Source organism: Vibrio profundum (genome assembly GCF_050337555.1).
In the GTDB taxonomy this organism is placed as follows: Bacteria; Pseudomonadota; Gammaproteobacteria; order Enterobacterales; family Vibrionaceae; genus Vibrio; species Vibrio profundum.
In genome coordinates, this window is sequence record NZ_JAKJTA010000011.1 from 48,026 (window position 1) to 63,695 (window position 15,670).

Genomic DNA, 15,670 nt, shown 5'->3' on the forward strand with positions numbered 1-15,670 from the left:
TCACAATTCTAAGCAGTCGCAGCGTTGGCGATATAAAAGCCAAGAGAGCATTCTTTAAAGGCCGTTGCAGCCCAAAAGGCGGTTGGGCTCTTTGAGGTTTTATAGTAGGCATCGGCAGTGTAACCAACGCCATCGCAGCCCGCTTTGCACAATTCAAAATATTCAGCAAACATCTGCTCGGCAAGCATAACGACAAAGATCACCCACTTGATCAACGCATACACCATCGCAAGAACGAGCTTCGCTTGGCTGCTGGCTTGATAGCGAGTCAAGGCCATGCCAATCAGTGCAACCATAAATGAGCTGCTTGGTGATAAGTACCCCACCGCTGTCTCATCCGCGTAATTATCGACGGCTTTGCCAAAATCAAACATACCTTTCAAGATTTTCACAAACGCCTTCGTGGTAGCAAATTTCAATTCCGCTTCTTCTGGGTTGTCACCATCATCAATTTCTTCCTTAATATCCATACAACCCAATGCAATAGAAAGTTGTGTCATCGTGATATAGCCCGCGATGCAGTCTTCACTTATCCAGGATTGAGTACCACCTAAAAGGGTGTTTTTCTGTGATGTATTCTGAGCAAAATCGACTGAATTAAGAGACTTACCAGTCATCACCGCGTAGGTCGTGTGCAACGGTAAGGCCGCGAGAAATGCAAACATGGTTCCCCAAGTGAGGTCTAAGCCAAATAACTTAAGCAGCCACCCTAAAAAAGGCACTTCTTGATCTAGTGCTGTGAGGACGAGGTTTTCACCTAACTTGGCTAGCTGAGCCAAGGTTGTTATCGCACTCTCCGCTAATTGACAACCGCTATGTATCAGGGCTTTCTGATCTTGTAGCACCTTCACAAAAGCTTTCTGATCAAATCCACCCATGGTCGCGTCATACAATGACTGCACCATATCTTCGGAAATCACCAAGCCAGACTCCACCACTTGGCTGACCAATGACGTCAAAGTGGTGTCGAAATCGCTATTCGAAACATCAAGATTCGCCCCCATAGAGACCATCGCATTCTGCACAGACATACTCGAAACCGAGCTGCAAAACTTATTGGTGACATAGTTTTGAACACAAGAATTAGAGCCTGTAACACTGACTTGCTGAGACACAGACGCACCACCCGTGCCCAAGCGTCTATCTGAATACTGCGTCCCAGATAGGCCATCAATATCCGTACAAAGGGTTTGCTCTATATTTTTTAGAAGACCACTACTTTGCTCAGCCCAATGAGTGCTTAGGCTAGCCACATCTCTGATTTGTTGTTTCACACTGCCCAACAAACTTTTCGTTAGCGCAAAAATATCCGAAAAGTTGAACAGCAGTTTGATATACAAAATAATGGTTTTAATTACATCGCCCACAAACTGCGCCACTTTACACAGCACCGCATACAAGGCTTTGGCAATATGTTCCACGGTATCCATAACGAACTTAACCGCTTGCTCAATTCCATTTTCGATGTAGTGAAAAGCAGCAGAAACCTGATCGCCAATCTCTAGAGTCACTTTAGTTATGGTTCTCGCCACTCCGTTGATCATCGTTTTCACGCCATGGGTAATACTATGCACGATATGGCTAAAGGCATGACCGATGCTGTGGAAAATGCCACCCAGCGCAACCCCTTGCATTTCGCCAGCCTGCAGCTGCCTGCTAGTGCCTGTCATGAGGTCGATGGTCCACGAACCGTGGAGACTTTGCGTTAACTGGCGGGTGTTTTCGCCGGCAATGTAGCTTATCTGATTGAGCGGATTGACCGTGTGACCATTTGCGCTCGACACTAAGTTTGAGGTGTTCGGCGGCGTGTTGCTACGACTCGCCATTTTTTGCCCTGCGCCTCGAATGACGTCAGCGACACCGCAGGCTTGATCGTCAGAGACCGTTGAGCCAATCAGATTCGCCTCCCTCAAACTTTGAACATTCGTATGATCTTTGTCAGCCATACGTTTATTAGCAGCAACGTCAGAGTTTAACGCCGACCACGGCCTTTCTGCCCCTTTGGTGCTGAGCAAAATGCGATCCCCAGACAGTATATTGTCATCATCATAAATTCGAGCATAAAGAGTCGGCGCCGTCATATCCGTGGCTCGGGTAGACACCACCACACGTCCCACTGCATTGGTTTCAATAACAACTGAATGTTCACGGCTAATGCTATGCGCATAGCCATGGTAGTTATCAATCAAGCGGCATGGTCTTGAGCTACGCACTTCAACCTTCACTCCCGCCGCAACCGAATACCCGTTGCTATCGAGGACACTCAATTCACTATGGTAAAAAGTATCCGTCACTTGCTTTTTACCCGCAGCTTCATTGGCTTGTGCCTCTGCCAAAGACATAGGCACAACCAATTGCTCTTCGTGAGTGCTCAAGGTGAATTTATCCTGAATCACCAACGATTTGATGTATTCAGAGCCTCCGGTTGGGTTAGGCATTTGCTGGACGGTGATCGCGTCGTATTCATTGGCTGAGTGAGGCGGCAGTAAAACGCCAATAAGATCAGCGCTGTCTGGATACCAGACGTAATCCTCATAACCGTAATTTTCAAACTCACCAATTTTCCCAGCAATTTCTTCAGGAACAAACGGGCTAGTGATACTGCTGTTGTCGACTCGAGTACAGCTTTCTCTGAGCTTGTAAGTTGGGCTTTTCGCATCGTCTTTGAGATGCGCAACCACACTGCAAATACCGTAACTATTAAATTGGCGATGCAAGGATTTCACTTTTCCCGAGACACTACTAGACGTCGATAACACATTGGTGACGAGATCGTAATACCGATGCGTCGTGCTATACCCATGCATGGTGCCATCTAGGTTGTGGTTATTGGTGTGATTGACAGCAATCGCCATATGGTCATCGTAAACCACCATACTTTTATATTCGGTGGTGACACGAACGATATTGCCATTGTTGTTTCCCGACATCATCACTAAGCTCGGGTTACCCTCTAAGCTCTGACAGCTATAAATCACATCGTGGCTATGCGGATCATCATTTGAGACAAATGTAACCGCGTGAAACGCTGCATTAGCCGATGGGAAAAAACTAAACGTACACTGATTGCTTTCAGGAACAAAACGAGTCAACTTCACCGACTTAATATTAAAGTGCGCGCTGTCCACGTAACCCTTCGGAAAGATATTCGTCGCCACGGGAAACGTACTCGACAGGTCAATACAAGCCCGGCCAGCACTAACACCTCTCAAGTTACCAAATGTCATCACCCTTAAATTCAAATGACCATCACTTAGCACCACACTGGGCAATTCGCCTACCAGCACATGATTAAACTTAACCACCGCCATATTTAAATTAAGCGGTTGCCAGTTAGAATCTATGATGTCCACTTTTTGTCCGGGAGTAACGAGCGTGCGAGTGGTTCGGTAATAGATACTGGCATTGTCATGATTGTCCACCAGCACCGTGAACATGGCACCAAGGGTGTATCCTGCGTCGTCCACCATGCCATTGTCGGGATGGCTATAAGCAAAGAGGCGATAATTAAGCGGGTTCGCGCCGGACGGAAGCTGGGTTATAATATCCGTGCTAAAACCGTGGCCTGACTCTAACGTTCGATGCTGATGCGTGACTTGCCCGTTTTGTTCTAGGGAAATCAGCTCCATTTGTACTGGGCTAGGTAAGCGAACATCTTCACCTTGCTCGGTTTCAATATATGGCGTGTGATGAGTGCCGTACACAACCGCATGATGCCCTTCAAAGTTAGTGATTTCCCCGCCTGTTTTGAGCATCAGTTGATCATCCATCAACTCTCCTGACATCGCTATTGTAGCCGGTTGCGCCATTTGTTCTTTTTCTGCATCGGTTAACTGCAGCGTCGGATCTTTCACTTCATATACACAGTTCTCCGCAGCCCATGCGGAAGGAGCAAGCCCAGTATTAACGATTGCAGCGAGCGCCGTGAGCTTTCCTGCCGCTCCTAAAAAACGACGTCGAGAAATAATATAGTCAAAGCTTTTTATTTGCTTCTCGACCAACAAATCATTTTTCACGCTTTTCTTTAAACGTGAGAATAAATGACGTCGCAGTTTACTTATCTCTTGAAAATTAGACATAATTAACTCTACATCCACACGCTAAAAAGATTGAAAAGACGTATTAACCGATACGAAAACTGGCTTATAACGGTTATTTTGATAGGCACCATCGACTAAGTTCACTCTAGTCATTTTAAAAGCCCACTTACTTTCATCAATACCATTAACGTCAGAAGTAATAATGGCATTGTGGTTTATTTTACTGTCGTGGTACTCCATCAGGTGTCGGCCATCATAATCAAGAATGGCAACTTCACCATTCCCTAGCGACTCAAACTTGAAGCGAGAGTTACCATTCGACTTAGGGGCGGTATCTTGCTTTCTCATTGCAATCCGGCTAACTGTTCTTTTCGCGCCATTAATAGTTGGGTGAAGCGTTTCATATATGGTAAGGAAAGTGTTTGTTTTTGAAGAAACTAGGTAGACCCAATTATTTGCTATTATCTTTATCTTAAACTGTTGGCCACCCACTTCATTGGATTTAGGACTGCACACCAACGCTTGGTGGTATTTATACTGGTGATAGTATCCTGATTCAAAATACTGATTGTCGCGTGTTGATATTTCAAATATATCCCCATCATTGATTATTAACCCATCAGATAACACAAGTGTACTTGTCATATTTAAGCCCTATCTTTTGTATAATGACATCTGCTTACCGATCGTCTATGGACAATATCTTCACATAAGCAGTATTTCAGGATCATTAAATTAGTATTATTTTTAACCTACAATCTATATATGGCTTCATTTATAAATAAGATCTAAAATAATTTGGCGAACACGCTAACAGCTCGTTATGTCAGATTTATTAAAATTAGTGATAGAAATGAAAGTTTAGTCAGGATGAAATATAAGACGTATTGACCCGCGAGTTATTATCTGAAATCAGGAATAAGCATGGTCAATGTATTCCTGATTTCAACTCCTGACTGAAACACAGTCTCTACGAGAAAACTTACGATAGTTGACGCTATGCCATTGTAGTCACCTTCGATCTGCCTATACTAAGTGAATACTCAACTAAACTCAGATCGAGCTAGAACCCGCGCAGAAGCGCATAACAGAGTTCTTGAGAAGTTACTTCAGCTCAACGCGTTTGCTCTTGGAGGGGCGTTATCGCTAAATCACGGATGAAAATTCTATTGTCACTGCTCCTGTGCCTGTTTTGCTTTCAGGCGGGTGCCGAGCAGGCTGAACCTATTACTAAGCTGACGGTCGCCGTCGGCAGCTTTCCCCCTTTTGTCACCTGCAACAATAACAAAGCAGCAGGCATCAACGTCGACTTCGTGAGTAAAGTGTTTGCTGCCGTCAATGTCCGGCTAGAGTATACTTGCATGCCGTGGCGTCGCGTTTACAAGTCTGTTAAGCGTAATAAGTTTGATCTTTCTTTTCCCTACATAAAAAATCCTGAGCGAGAAAAAGACTTATTCTTTTTTTCTGAACCTATCATCATCACGAAACAAGTGATGTTTCATCGCAAAACTCTGGATCTCTCCGAGCGGCCAAAATCTATGCTCAACTTATACAAAATCGGCGGCTTACTCGGCCATGCTTATGGTCCGAATATCGCTGAATATGATAAAGAAGTAGGTCTAGATCGCTCCGAAACGTTAGACATCGGCTTAGAGAAATTAGCCAAAAGACGTATTGATATTTTGATTGAAGAACTCAATACCGGAAAAGCAGGGATCGCACGGCTTCCTGAAAACATGCGAGACCTATTCACCTATTCTGATCTTCCTGACAGCGATAAAGGCATTAAAAACTACCTCGTAACCGGCCACGATAACCCGCGTAGAGAACAAATTGCTCAGCTTTTTTCCGCTGGATTTAAAGCCGTCAATAAGGATAAGCCTGCGCCATAAATTGAGCTGCGCGACGATGAATGGGTTAATCCCTAGATCTCAGCAAGAAGCCTCTCCCTAATTTCAAATTAGGGAGAGGCTCGGGTATTACGGTGAAAACTTGGGTATTACGCTGAAAAAGAGTACACTGCGCGCGATATCTAACACCGTTATACTGCGAACTGAATATGCCTTGTCTCGACTCTTGCTTTACGCCATTTTCCACCAGCCTCAGCGCATATTCGCTGCCAGAACGATTCACTTATCCGTTTTTCTACCACCCTCACCCGTTGGCAGAACTTGCAGTAAATCAGCTACAAAACCGCTTGTTGGAACATCCTCGATTACAGACGCACTTTCTACAAGAGCCACAAAAATCGGGCAAAATGTTTGGTGTCCTTGTGGTGAAGAACTCATACGGGAAGCTTGGTTATCTATCGGCGTTTTCAGGAAAAATAGCTGAAGACAGCCAAATCGATGGCTTTGTCCCGCCCGTGTTCGACACATTCGAGAGCAGTAATTTCTATCAAGTCGAAAATCAGCCGATCAACTTAATCAATCAAGAGCTGACTGAACTCAAAGACGACCCAGCAATAGCGCCCCTCAAGCAGCAAATAAAAAACGAGCAACAACAAGCCGAATATGAGGTAGAGCAGTACCGCATCACCACGGTCGACAATCGAGCTCAGCGAAAACTGCGCCGACAAGAAGGCGAGAAAGAGCTTGGCTGTGAGCAGTATCAGCAGCTTCTTGAACAACTGAGTAAAGAGAGTGTCTTTGAGAAAAATCAGCTCAAAGCCATAAAAGGCCACTGGCAAACACAGGTAGAGACGCTGCAAGCGCAACTCGACCAGTGGAATAACCGAATTCAGCATTTGCAGTCAGAACGTAAACGCTTGTCCAATGAACTGCAAAACAAGCTATTTCGTCAATTTCGATTCCTCAATAAAAACCAAGTTGAACGCGATTTACTGGACATATTCTCCGAAACAAAGCACCCGACACCGCCTTCTGGATCAGGGGATTGCGCAGCGCCTAAGCTACTGCAATATGCGTTTAAAAATGGCTTTCAGCCCATCGCACTCGCAGAATTCTGGTGGGGAAACTCGCCCAAATCAGAAATTCGTAAACACAAACATTACTACCCTGCTTGTCAAAGTAAATGCTTGCCAATCCTCACTCACATGCTTGACGGAATGGCGCTCGACGACAACCCGCTGCTCGATAACCCAGCACAGGATATTGCCTTTAATGTGGTTTACGAAGACGAGGCCATCGTGGTTATCGATAAACCTTCAGGGCTATTAAGTGTACCCGGCAAGCACATTACGGATTCGGTCTTCACGCGCCTACAAGAACGCTACTCTAACAACGAGGAAGACCCTATTGTCGTTCATCGCCTAGACATGGCAACGTCGGGCTTACTGGTGTTTGCGCTGACGAAACGCGCCAACAAAAGCCTACAAAAGCAATTTATTAGCCGCACGGTAAAAAAACATTATGTGGCCGTTGTAGACGGCGCTCTTTCTCAGAATAAAGGCAGTATTTCGCTACCGTTACGCGGAGATCTCTACGATCGACCACGACAGTTAGTTTGCTATGAGGATGGTAAGCCCGCTCATACTGATTGGGAACTCATTGAGACTCGCAACAATCGCAGCAAATTACGCCTCTACCCCGTAACAGGGCGAACGCACCAACTTAGAGTGCACTGCGCCCATCCGCAAGGCTTAAACACGCCAATTGTCGGCGACGATCTTTATGGCCGAAACGATCAAAGATTACACCTGCATGCCGAGCAATTAGAGATCCTCCACCCTTATACCAAAGAAAAAATGTGCTTCACGGCAAACCCTGAGTTTTAATTATCAAAGGTGATTTGTCTCAGGGAAAATATACCCTAAGATTATAATCATTATGGATTATTAACTCGGAAGTTCTTCATGCTGCTTAGACTTGGTAAGATCCTCTCTCTGATGATATTGCTCACCTTCAGCCAGATTTCTCATGCACAGACCATACGGCTTGCCACTGGGGAGTGGGCACCATACCAATCCAGTGCCTTGAAAAAAGATGGGTTCGTTACTCAAATCGTCGTTGAAGCACTAGCCCGTGAAGGCTACCAAGTTGAACTCGTTTACATGCCGTGGAAAAGGGCCATCAAGGAAATCGCTCGGGGCGGCGTCGATGGCTCTTTTATCTGGACAAAAAACAGCGAGCGGGAAAAGATTTTTCTATTCTCAGACCCCGTAATATCACTCACCAATTCCCTCTTTCAGCTCAACAGTAAACCTATCCAGTGGGATAAAGTACAACAACTCAGTCAATACCGCATCGGAGGGTTACAGGCCTATTCCTATGGTATTGAAGAATATGAGAAGCAAGGTTTTCTCAAGGTCGAGCGCATTTATGTCCCTGAAAACAACTACAAAAAACTGTCATTAGGCCACCTCGATCTCGTTATAGAAAATACCGATGTTGGCATGAAAATCTTACACCGCATTGGAATGGCGGATGAAATATCCCCCAACCCGAAACCCATCACGGTCAAATATGGTCATTTTGTGGCGCCAAAAATCTCCCCTAAATCTGAAAAGCTTATCGCAGACTTCAATCGAGGCCTCGAAAAATTGAAATCTGAAGGGAAAATAGATGCTTACCGTCAAGCTGCGAGGCTAGGCGAATACAACAAATAAGCTTGTGTTTAGCAGCGAATATCGGAGTACAAGCTCGTGCGTTGCTTATCCATCCCTGATGATAATTCTTCATTTTTATAAGTTTTAGGGAATTAATTCAGTTCTAATCTAATTCTTGGCTCCTACAATAGCTGCAAGTCTTGCTCTGCGATCCGATCGACATGTTCGCATTAGGCAAGCCCAAATTGGATTTTCATCAATGCCAGCAAGGCTTACTCACTTTCACCGTAAAGAAGCTAGGCAATAAACATAAAATCAAGATGAAATCACCTTAGTACCCCATTGATTAGGAGTGATACGTGAACAAAATCTTATTCATTTTTCTAGCTATGTTAACGCTTAACGGCTGCTCTCCAGACAAAAAGCCTCAAGCGCTCGGCACGCTAGAGCGTGACCGCATTACGTTTACCGCCACCGCCAATGAGATCATTCGTGAGCTTCCCGTCAAAGAAGGCAGCTCCGTTAAAGTTGGTGAGGTGCTCGTTGTGCTCGATAGCAAGAACCAGCAAGCTATACTCGCGCAAGCCGTTGCCCAAGAAGCCAAGGCCGCAGCCTATCTCCTCAAGCTAACAAATGGCGAACGGCCGCAAGACATCGCCTCTGCTCAAGCTCAGGTTGAACTTGCCGACGCGCAGCTCACCGAGGCTGAAAAAAACTATCGACGGACCACCGAACTCAGACGCAAAAAATTAATTAGCCAATCTGAGGCAGACTCTGCGCTTGCCAACCGAGACTCAGCGCGAGCGAATTATCACTCAGCATACGAAGAGTTCATGAAGCTAACCGCCGGTTCTCGCCCGGAAGATGTGACCCAAGCAAAAGCAGCTCTTGACGCAGAGAAAGCGCAAGTGGCGCTAGAGCGCCAAAAGCTGGCGGAGTTAACCATAGTTTCAACCCGCAATGGTATCTTAGATAACCTGCCGTATAACCTTGGCGAACGCGTGCCGGTCGATGGCATTGTGGCGGTGGTGCTCGCGAATCGCGTCCCTTATGCTCGAGTGTATGTGCCAGAAACGTATCGCGCGGGTTTTATCGTAGGTAAGCATGTCACGGTTCATGTCGATGGTGTCGAGCAAACCTTTAAAGGTACGATTCGCCAGGTGTCTTCCGATCCCTCTTTCACCCCCTATTACGCCTTAACTGAACAAGATCGTTCACGCTTGATGTACCTCGCTGAAGTAGATCTCGATGACTCGGCTAAAAATTTACCTTCCGGTTTGCCTGCTCAAGTGGATCTAGTGAAGGACAACCAATGACCGATTACGCAATCAAAGCCGAAAATGTGGTGAAGCGATTTGGCGACTTTACTGCCATCGATGGCATCAACTTAACCGTACCTAAAGGCAGTATTTATGGCTTTCTTGGCCCAAATGGCTGTGGTAAATCGACCACCATACGCGTACTAACTGGCTTATTAACGCCAAGCGAAGGCCATGTCGACGTACTCGGCCTAGAAATCCCCCGCCAATCCGAGTTATTAAGATTGAAAATTGGCTATATGACGCAGAAATTTTCTCTCTACGATGATCTCACCGTCGAAGAAAACCTACAATTTATTGGCCGAATATTCGGAATGGGGCGAAAGGCTTTACGCCAACGAATTAACGAACAAACGACCACCTACGGGCTCGACCAACTGCGCAGACAAAGAGTTGCGGGTATGAGCGGCGGACAAAAGCAAAGACTCTCTTTGGCCTCCGCCACCATGCATAGACCGGAACTGTTATTCCTAGATGAGCCCACTTCAGCGGTCGATCCTGAAAATCGCCGCGATTTTTGGGAACAGTTGTTCGATCTGTCTGATCAGGGAACCACTATATTGGTCACAACGCACTACATGGATGAAGCGGAACGCTGCCACCGTTTGGCCATCATGGAAGCAGGCCTAATGCGTGCCGATGGCCCACCGGAAACGTTAATGGACGACATGCGTGTCAATATCGTGGAAATCAAAGCCAATAATCTACGTGTACTCAAAAGCAAACTACTGGCACGCCCAGAAGTACGCTCGGCGGCGCAGCTGGGCATACGATTGCGAGTTTTAATCAATCGAGATGTACCTGACCCTATTGTTTGGTTAAAAACGAACTTCCCCGAGATAGCTCAAGCGGAAATGAATATCGCCCGAGCAAGCCTCGAAGACGTGTTTGTATCGGTTACAGGAACAGGACGGCAATGAATTCACTATATAGAATGCAAGCGGTGATCATCAAAGAGCTGCGACAACTATCACGCGATCGAATTTCCTTCGCGATGGTCGTCATGATCCCGCTAATACAGCTATTACTCTTTGGCTACGCCATTAACACTAATGTGCGTCATATTCCCGTAGCAGTCGTCGACCAAAGTGGCAGTGCCGCAGGCCGTGCGCTCGTGGAATCGCTTAAAGCCACGCAAGTGGTCGACTTTGACCAACATTACGCAACGGCAAGTCAAGCCGAGCAAGCCATCAAAGACGGTGTGGTCAGGGCCGCTCTCATTCTGCCAAAAGACTTAACCCAGCGCATGGTGCAGGACCGAGAACTCGGTCAATGGATTGTCGACGGCAGTGATACCGTCATCAGTAGCTCGATTCTTGCGCTGCAGAACATGCCACTTAGTGACTTAGATATCCAACTCAGGCCTGAACAAATCAAGACCTTTGAAGTCACGTTATTTTACAATCCAAGCCGGCGCTCTGCGGTCAATATCATTCCGGGCTTACTGGGTATTATCTTAACGATGACGATGATTTTGTTTACCAGCGCCGCTATCGTTCGAGAAAAGGAAAGGGGTAATTTAGAGCTATTGATCACCACGCCCGTGCGATCAATTGAGCTGATGATCGCGAAAATATTGCCATACATCGGTGTCGGCCTGATTCAATCTTTGATTATTCTAAGCTTGGGACACCTAATTTTCGACGTGCCAATCAATGGCTCGGTATGGCAGATATTTTTAGGCACCCTACTCTTTATCGGCGCAAGCTTAACCTTAGGGTTGATGATTTCGACAGTAGCAACAACTCAATTGCAAGCAATGCAAATGACGATTTTTGTCCTACTGCCCTCCATATTACTCTCTGGCTATATGTTTCCTTATGAAGGAATGCCTGTGGCGGCGCAGTGGATTGCAGAATTTTTGCCCGCAACGCACTTTATGCGCATGATCCGCGGCATTGTATTACGTAACGCGGATCTAATCGGGCTGTGGAAAGACACATTATGGATGATTGCCTTCATGATATTAGGCTTAGTGGTCGCGTCGATGCGATTTAAAAAGTCCCTCGATTAAGCGATTCTTTAACACTATACCCAAACTACTTGGTAGATGCATAACGCCAGCGCAATGCTGGCGTTATGCATTTTTCTGACTCTGAGTTTCATTCTTGAGTTCAAATAGCCACTGCATTTCAAAAAATAGCGGCGACATACGCTGCCACTCTGTACTTGGCCGTTCTCTGATTTATGAACTACGTTTAACTAAGCAACATAACACATAAAAATAGTGCTCAATCTATTGAGCAACATAAAGAGCTAGGAGCGACCAATGAAGAATTTCAACTTTTTCGAGCTATTCAACACCTCTGACTATTTCATTTTCTACTAAATGAAACTCTGCTGAGGAAATCTCAACAGCACGAGCCTAAGGCTGATTTTGTTGAACCGCCTTAATAAGAACTGACGTATCCATACGCCCATTGCCTTCTTCTTGAAGCTGGGCGTATTGTTTATCTACCTGTTTAGTTAACGGAAGATCCAAACCAACGCGCTGCGCTTCATTTAAGCAAATATCTAAATCTTTACGCATCCAATCAATGGCAAAACCAAAATCAAATTCACCTTCGGCCATGGTTGTCGCTCGATTTTCCATCTGCCAAGAACCCGCTGCACCGTGCTTCAATACGTCAACAACTTGCTCAATATCTAGGTTAGACTTTTTCGCCAACAAGAGCGCTTCACTCAAACCTTGCAGCACGCCGCTGATACAAATTTGGTTAACCATTTTACAACGCTGGCCCTGGCCATTTTCACCCAGCAATGAGATTTGCTTAGAGTAAGCATCCATAACGGGCGCTGCAGTCTCGAATACTTCAGCATTTCCGCCACACATTACTGTCAGTACGCCGTTTTCTGCTCCGGCTTGACCCCCAGAAACTGGCGCATCAATAAAAGCGTTGCCTTGCGCTTCACACGCTTTCGCTAACTCCAGAGCAAGATCAGCCGATGTCGTAGTATGGTCAACAAGAATAGCCCCGGGTTTTAGCCCCGCGAGCACACCCTCTTCCCCATAAATAACACTGCGAACATCGTTGTCATTTCCCACACACACGAAGACCAAATCACAATCTTGCGCCGCAGCTCGTGGAGTGTCTTGGTAGCTTCCAGAAAATTCTGTTACCCAACGCTGCGCTTTTTCCGCTGTTCGGTTAAATACCGTCGTGGCATGGCCAGCTCGTTGTAAGTATCCAGCCATTGGATAACCCATTACACCAAGCCCAATAAACGCTACTTTCTTTCCTGTCATGCCTAAACTCCTGAACAAATAATTTCACCAAAACTACTGTGCTGCCAGCATACCCACATCTGTGGGTGAAAAATAGATGTAGGCAAAAAAACAGATACCGATAAAAAGGAGTCTTTGGCCTGATATTACTCAGCTCATCTGGTAAAGTGGAATTGAAGCTGAGAAATATCCGTCAGCTAGGAGAGTCGCCGCATTATATGCGACCATAGGCTTTTATCCTTTACTCGAAGAGGCGCATCAGCAACATGAATTTCAAGGCCGCAATTTTTGACATGGATGGACTGTTACTCGACACCGAGCGAGTATGCAAACAGATCTTCGAACAAGCATGCCAAGCGCAGCAGGTGCCATTTTTAGAAAACGTCTATATGTCGATCATCGGGTGCAATTCCACCACGATTGAACAACTCATCCGCCAAGGCTATGGGCCATCCCTAGATTATCCAGCATTACACGACGAATGGTACAAACGCTACACCGATGTGGTTCTGCACCAAGCGATTCCCATCAAAGAAGGCGTGATTCCACTACTCGATCAGCTTCAATCACAAGCCATCCCGATGGCTGTCGCGACATCCACAGAAAAAAGTGTGGCCCGCGTGAAACTCAAACTAGCCGGTCTCGATCATTACTTCACTAATATCACCACTGGGTGCGAAGTAAGTCACGGCAAGCCAGATCCAGAAATTTACTTGTTAGCCGCGAAAAGACTCGGTGTGGAACCACGGGAGTGCCTTGCATTTGAAGACTCGAACAATGGCATAAAAGCGGCGATTAAAGCTGGAATGATGGCCTACCAAATCCCTGACCTCGTTCAGCCAAACCAAGAAATCGTCGCACTCGGTCACTCTATCCTACCAAGCTTAGCAAACGTACTTGAGCTCCTAGAGGAACCAAGCGTAGAAGTTTAACCTGCGGTTAGAGAAAATACCTTCTGAAGCCTGCCTCAGTTATTGATAGGCAGGCTTACGAGAGCGCAAATGTAGGAATCTTTACCTAGGTTACAATTTATAGACACTTTTAGCTTAATTCTGGACAGAACCTGTTAACGATCTGCGTTTCGAGTAAGCGACTTTGGATTAGCAATCTTTTTAAGATCCCACCTTCTCGTATTTCAGATAACGTGCGATTGAGCAAATCGTAGTAATGCTTATCGAATGCACTTCCAATACGAGTAGAGAGCATTAATTCTTTGCAGAGTTAAGGATTGACGGAATCTATTCATCGCGCAATGTTCAACTGTTCTCCGAACTTCCCCTAAACTTTTGTGCTTAAATTCTCTGATTTTTTACGGTCTATACTCATATAAGAGTCTATGAGGTGGTAGTTCATGCAGCCAAACAAACACGGTTTATCTTATCTATCAGTATCCGATCATGTTTTAATCCAAGTAGCTGAAGGATCTTGGAATCTGCCGACCGCCGAGGAGTATGGAAGACAAATAAAACAAATGGTACAGGACAAGTTGCCACCCAAATGGGTATTGTTTATCGATTTGAGAAAGTGGCAGTTCTGTCCCCCTGAAGTATGGGACTATTTCGATGAACTCTACTTGTGGTTGGCCAACAACGGTATGATTGGACAGGTACTTCTGTGTGATACAACAATGATGAAGCATTTCGTCACTGGCTTAGACGCTAGAGCCGGAAACCCGTTACCGTTTGGTCAATTCATATGTGATAACTATGATGATGCGCTGGAATGGTGTCAGCAACAGCGCCCGAGGTGCCTCGAAAATTAAGTTTTACTCTCGTCCGAAAACGAACCACGAGCGTTTTCGGCCGTAACTTCAATCCGTTTTATGACGGAAATACAATTATGTGCAAGAGTCCAGCTAGTAATGTCATCAACATCTTCCCATGAGCCTGATGATCCCCCTTCCCAGCCCCGAGCATCTGTTATGTGTGCCCATGGCGTTGTGTCATGAAAGCCCTTCTTGGATGAAAGTTACCTCGTACCAGTATAATTGATACTCGGTGTACCATAACCTCCGAAGTTCGACCCTATTAGTATTGCATCTGCACGCCTTTGCGAGATGCCTTATACTTACCTGAAAGGTCCGTTATGGAAACAAAATTATGTCAAAGCGAAGAATTCATGGTGATTGGACTATGGTTTTTGAAGGTAGAATATTGAAGTCTAAAATAATCGGAGCAACCAACTCAGAGGCTGGTATTGCTTGGCTCGAAGAGCTTAAAGTAAATATTATACAATCTCCGGAAGGGGTTGATACTCCTTGGGTTGGGTTTCTTGATTTCAGGGATTGGCAGGGTACGTCACTAGACAGTTTGGAACAATATCAGGTAGCGACGAGTTGGGCTACTCAAAACAATGCTATCATGTGCGCGTATGTTATTTCTAAAGAACTACAAGGCTACTCTATAAAGAAGTTAAATAGCAATATGCTGGATGATAGTTTTAATCGGTATTTTTTTAGTTACGACGAAGCATACCAAGCCTGTCTCGATAAACTCTCCGAAGTGCAAAAACAATAAGAGAAGTCGTTTCCCCCACCTTAGCCATAAGCCTTGATAAAAACGGATATCCACAAGTTTCA

The 15,670-nt window shown here is 45.6% G+C and carries 12 protein-coding genes; 9 read left to right on the forward strand and 3 right to left on the reverse strand.

Annotated features, from left to right (window positions below; translation table 11 throughout):
- Positions 1-8: 8 nt before the first annotated feature.
- Both L4C34_RS11910 and L4C34_RS11915 read right to left on the reverse strand, forming a co-directional pair.
- The gene (locus tag L4C34_RS11910; protein ID WP_428789560.1) at positions 9-4,079 is read right to left on the reverse strand and encodes a hypothetical protein; all 4,071 of its coding nucleotides are present in this window, start codon (positions 4,077-4,079) and stop codon (positions 9-11) included.
- A gap of 21 nt (positions 4,080-4,100) precedes the next feature.
- Positions 4,101-4,685 (reverse strand): hypothetical protein, encoded by a 585-nt coding sequence (locus L4C34_RS11915; RefSeq protein WP_428789561.1) that lies wholly within the window; start codon positions 4,683-4,685, stop codon positions 4,101-4,103.
- Between the two features lie 512 nt (positions 4,686-5,197).
- Here L4C34_RS11915 and L4C34_RS11920 point away from each other — a divergent pair.
- The 6 genes from L4C34_RS11920 (at position 5,198) to L4C34_RS11945 (ending at position 11,880) form a co-directional block, all read left to right on the forward strand.
- Positions 5,198-5,932, forward strand: a complete 735-nt coding sequence (locus L4C34_RS11920; RefSeq protein ID WP_428789562.1) for a substrate-binding periplasmic protein — start codon at positions 5,198-5,200, stop codon at positions 5,930-5,932.
- Between the two features lie 167 nt (positions 5,933-6,099).
- Positions 6,100-7,776 (forward strand): RluA family pseudouridine synthase, encoded by a 1,677-nt coding sequence (locus L4C34_RS11925; protein ID WP_428789563.1) that lies wholly within the window; start codon positions 6,100-6,102, stop codon positions 7,774-7,776.
- Between the two features lie 78 nt (positions 7,777-7,854).
- Positions 7,855-8,607, forward strand: a complete 753-nt coding sequence (locus tag L4C34_RS11930) for a substrate-binding periplasmic protein (protein WP_428789564.1) — start codon at positions 7,855-7,857, stop codon at positions 8,605-8,607.
- A gap of 329 nt (positions 8,608-8,936) precedes the next feature.
- Positions 8,937-9,863 (forward strand): HlyD family secretion protein, encoded by a 927-nt coding sequence (locus L4C34_RS11935; RefSeq protein WP_428789694.1) that lies wholly within the window; start codon positions 8,937-8,939, stop codon positions 9,861-9,863.
- Positions 9,860-10,786 (forward strand): ABC transporter ATP-binding protein, encoded by a 927-nt coding sequence (locus L4C34_RS11940; RefSeq protein ID WP_428789565.1) that lies wholly within the window; start codon positions 9,860-9,862, stop codon positions 10,784-10,786. The genes L4C34_RS11935 and L4C34_RS11940 overlap by 4 nt, the downstream gene beginning before the upstream one ends.
- Positions 10,783-11,880, forward strand: a complete 1,098-nt coding sequence (locus tag L4C34_RS11945) for an ABC transporter permease (protein ID WP_428789566.1) — start codon at positions 10,783-10,785, stop codon at positions 11,878-11,880. Before L4C34_RS11940 ends, L4C34_RS11945 begins: the two co-directional genes overlap by 4 nt.
- Before the next feature lie 351 nt (positions 11,881-12,231).
- Here the strand turns inward: L4C34_RS11945 and L4C34_RS11950 are convergent, their stop codons facing one another.
- Positions 12,232-13,113, reverse strand: a complete 882-nt coding sequence (locus L4C34_RS11950; RefSeq protein WP_428789567.1) for an NAD(P)-dependent oxidoreductase — start codon at positions 13,111-13,113, stop codon at positions 12,232-12,234.
- A gap of 245 nt (positions 13,114-13,358) precedes the next feature.
- On the opposite strand from L4C34_RS11950, the gene L4C34_RS11955 reads away from it, so the two are divergent.
- The 3 genes from L4C34_RS11955 to L4C34_RS11965 all read left to right on the forward strand — a co-directional run bounded on the left by L4C34_RS11955 (position 13,359) and on the right by L4C34_RS11965 (position 15,608).
- Complete coding sequence (locus L4C34_RS11955; RefSeq protein ID WP_428789568.1) at positions 13,359-14,024, forward strand: HAD family hydrolase; 666 nt, start codon at positions 13,359-13,361, stop codon at positions 14,022-14,024.
- 419 nt (positions 14,025-14,443) lie between these two features.
- Positions 14,444-14,854 (forward strand): hypothetical protein, encoded by a 411-nt coding sequence (locus tag L4C34_RS11960; RefSeq protein ID WP_428789569.1) that lies wholly within the window; start codon positions 14,444-14,446, stop codon positions 14,852-14,854.
- Positions 14,855-15,191: 337 nt separating this feature from the next.
- Entirely contained in the window at positions 15,192-15,608 is a 417-nt protein-coding gene (locus L4C34_RS11965; RefSeq protein ID WP_428789570.1) for a hypothetical protein, read from the forward strand.
- Positions 15,609-15,670: the final 62 nt, after the last annotated feature.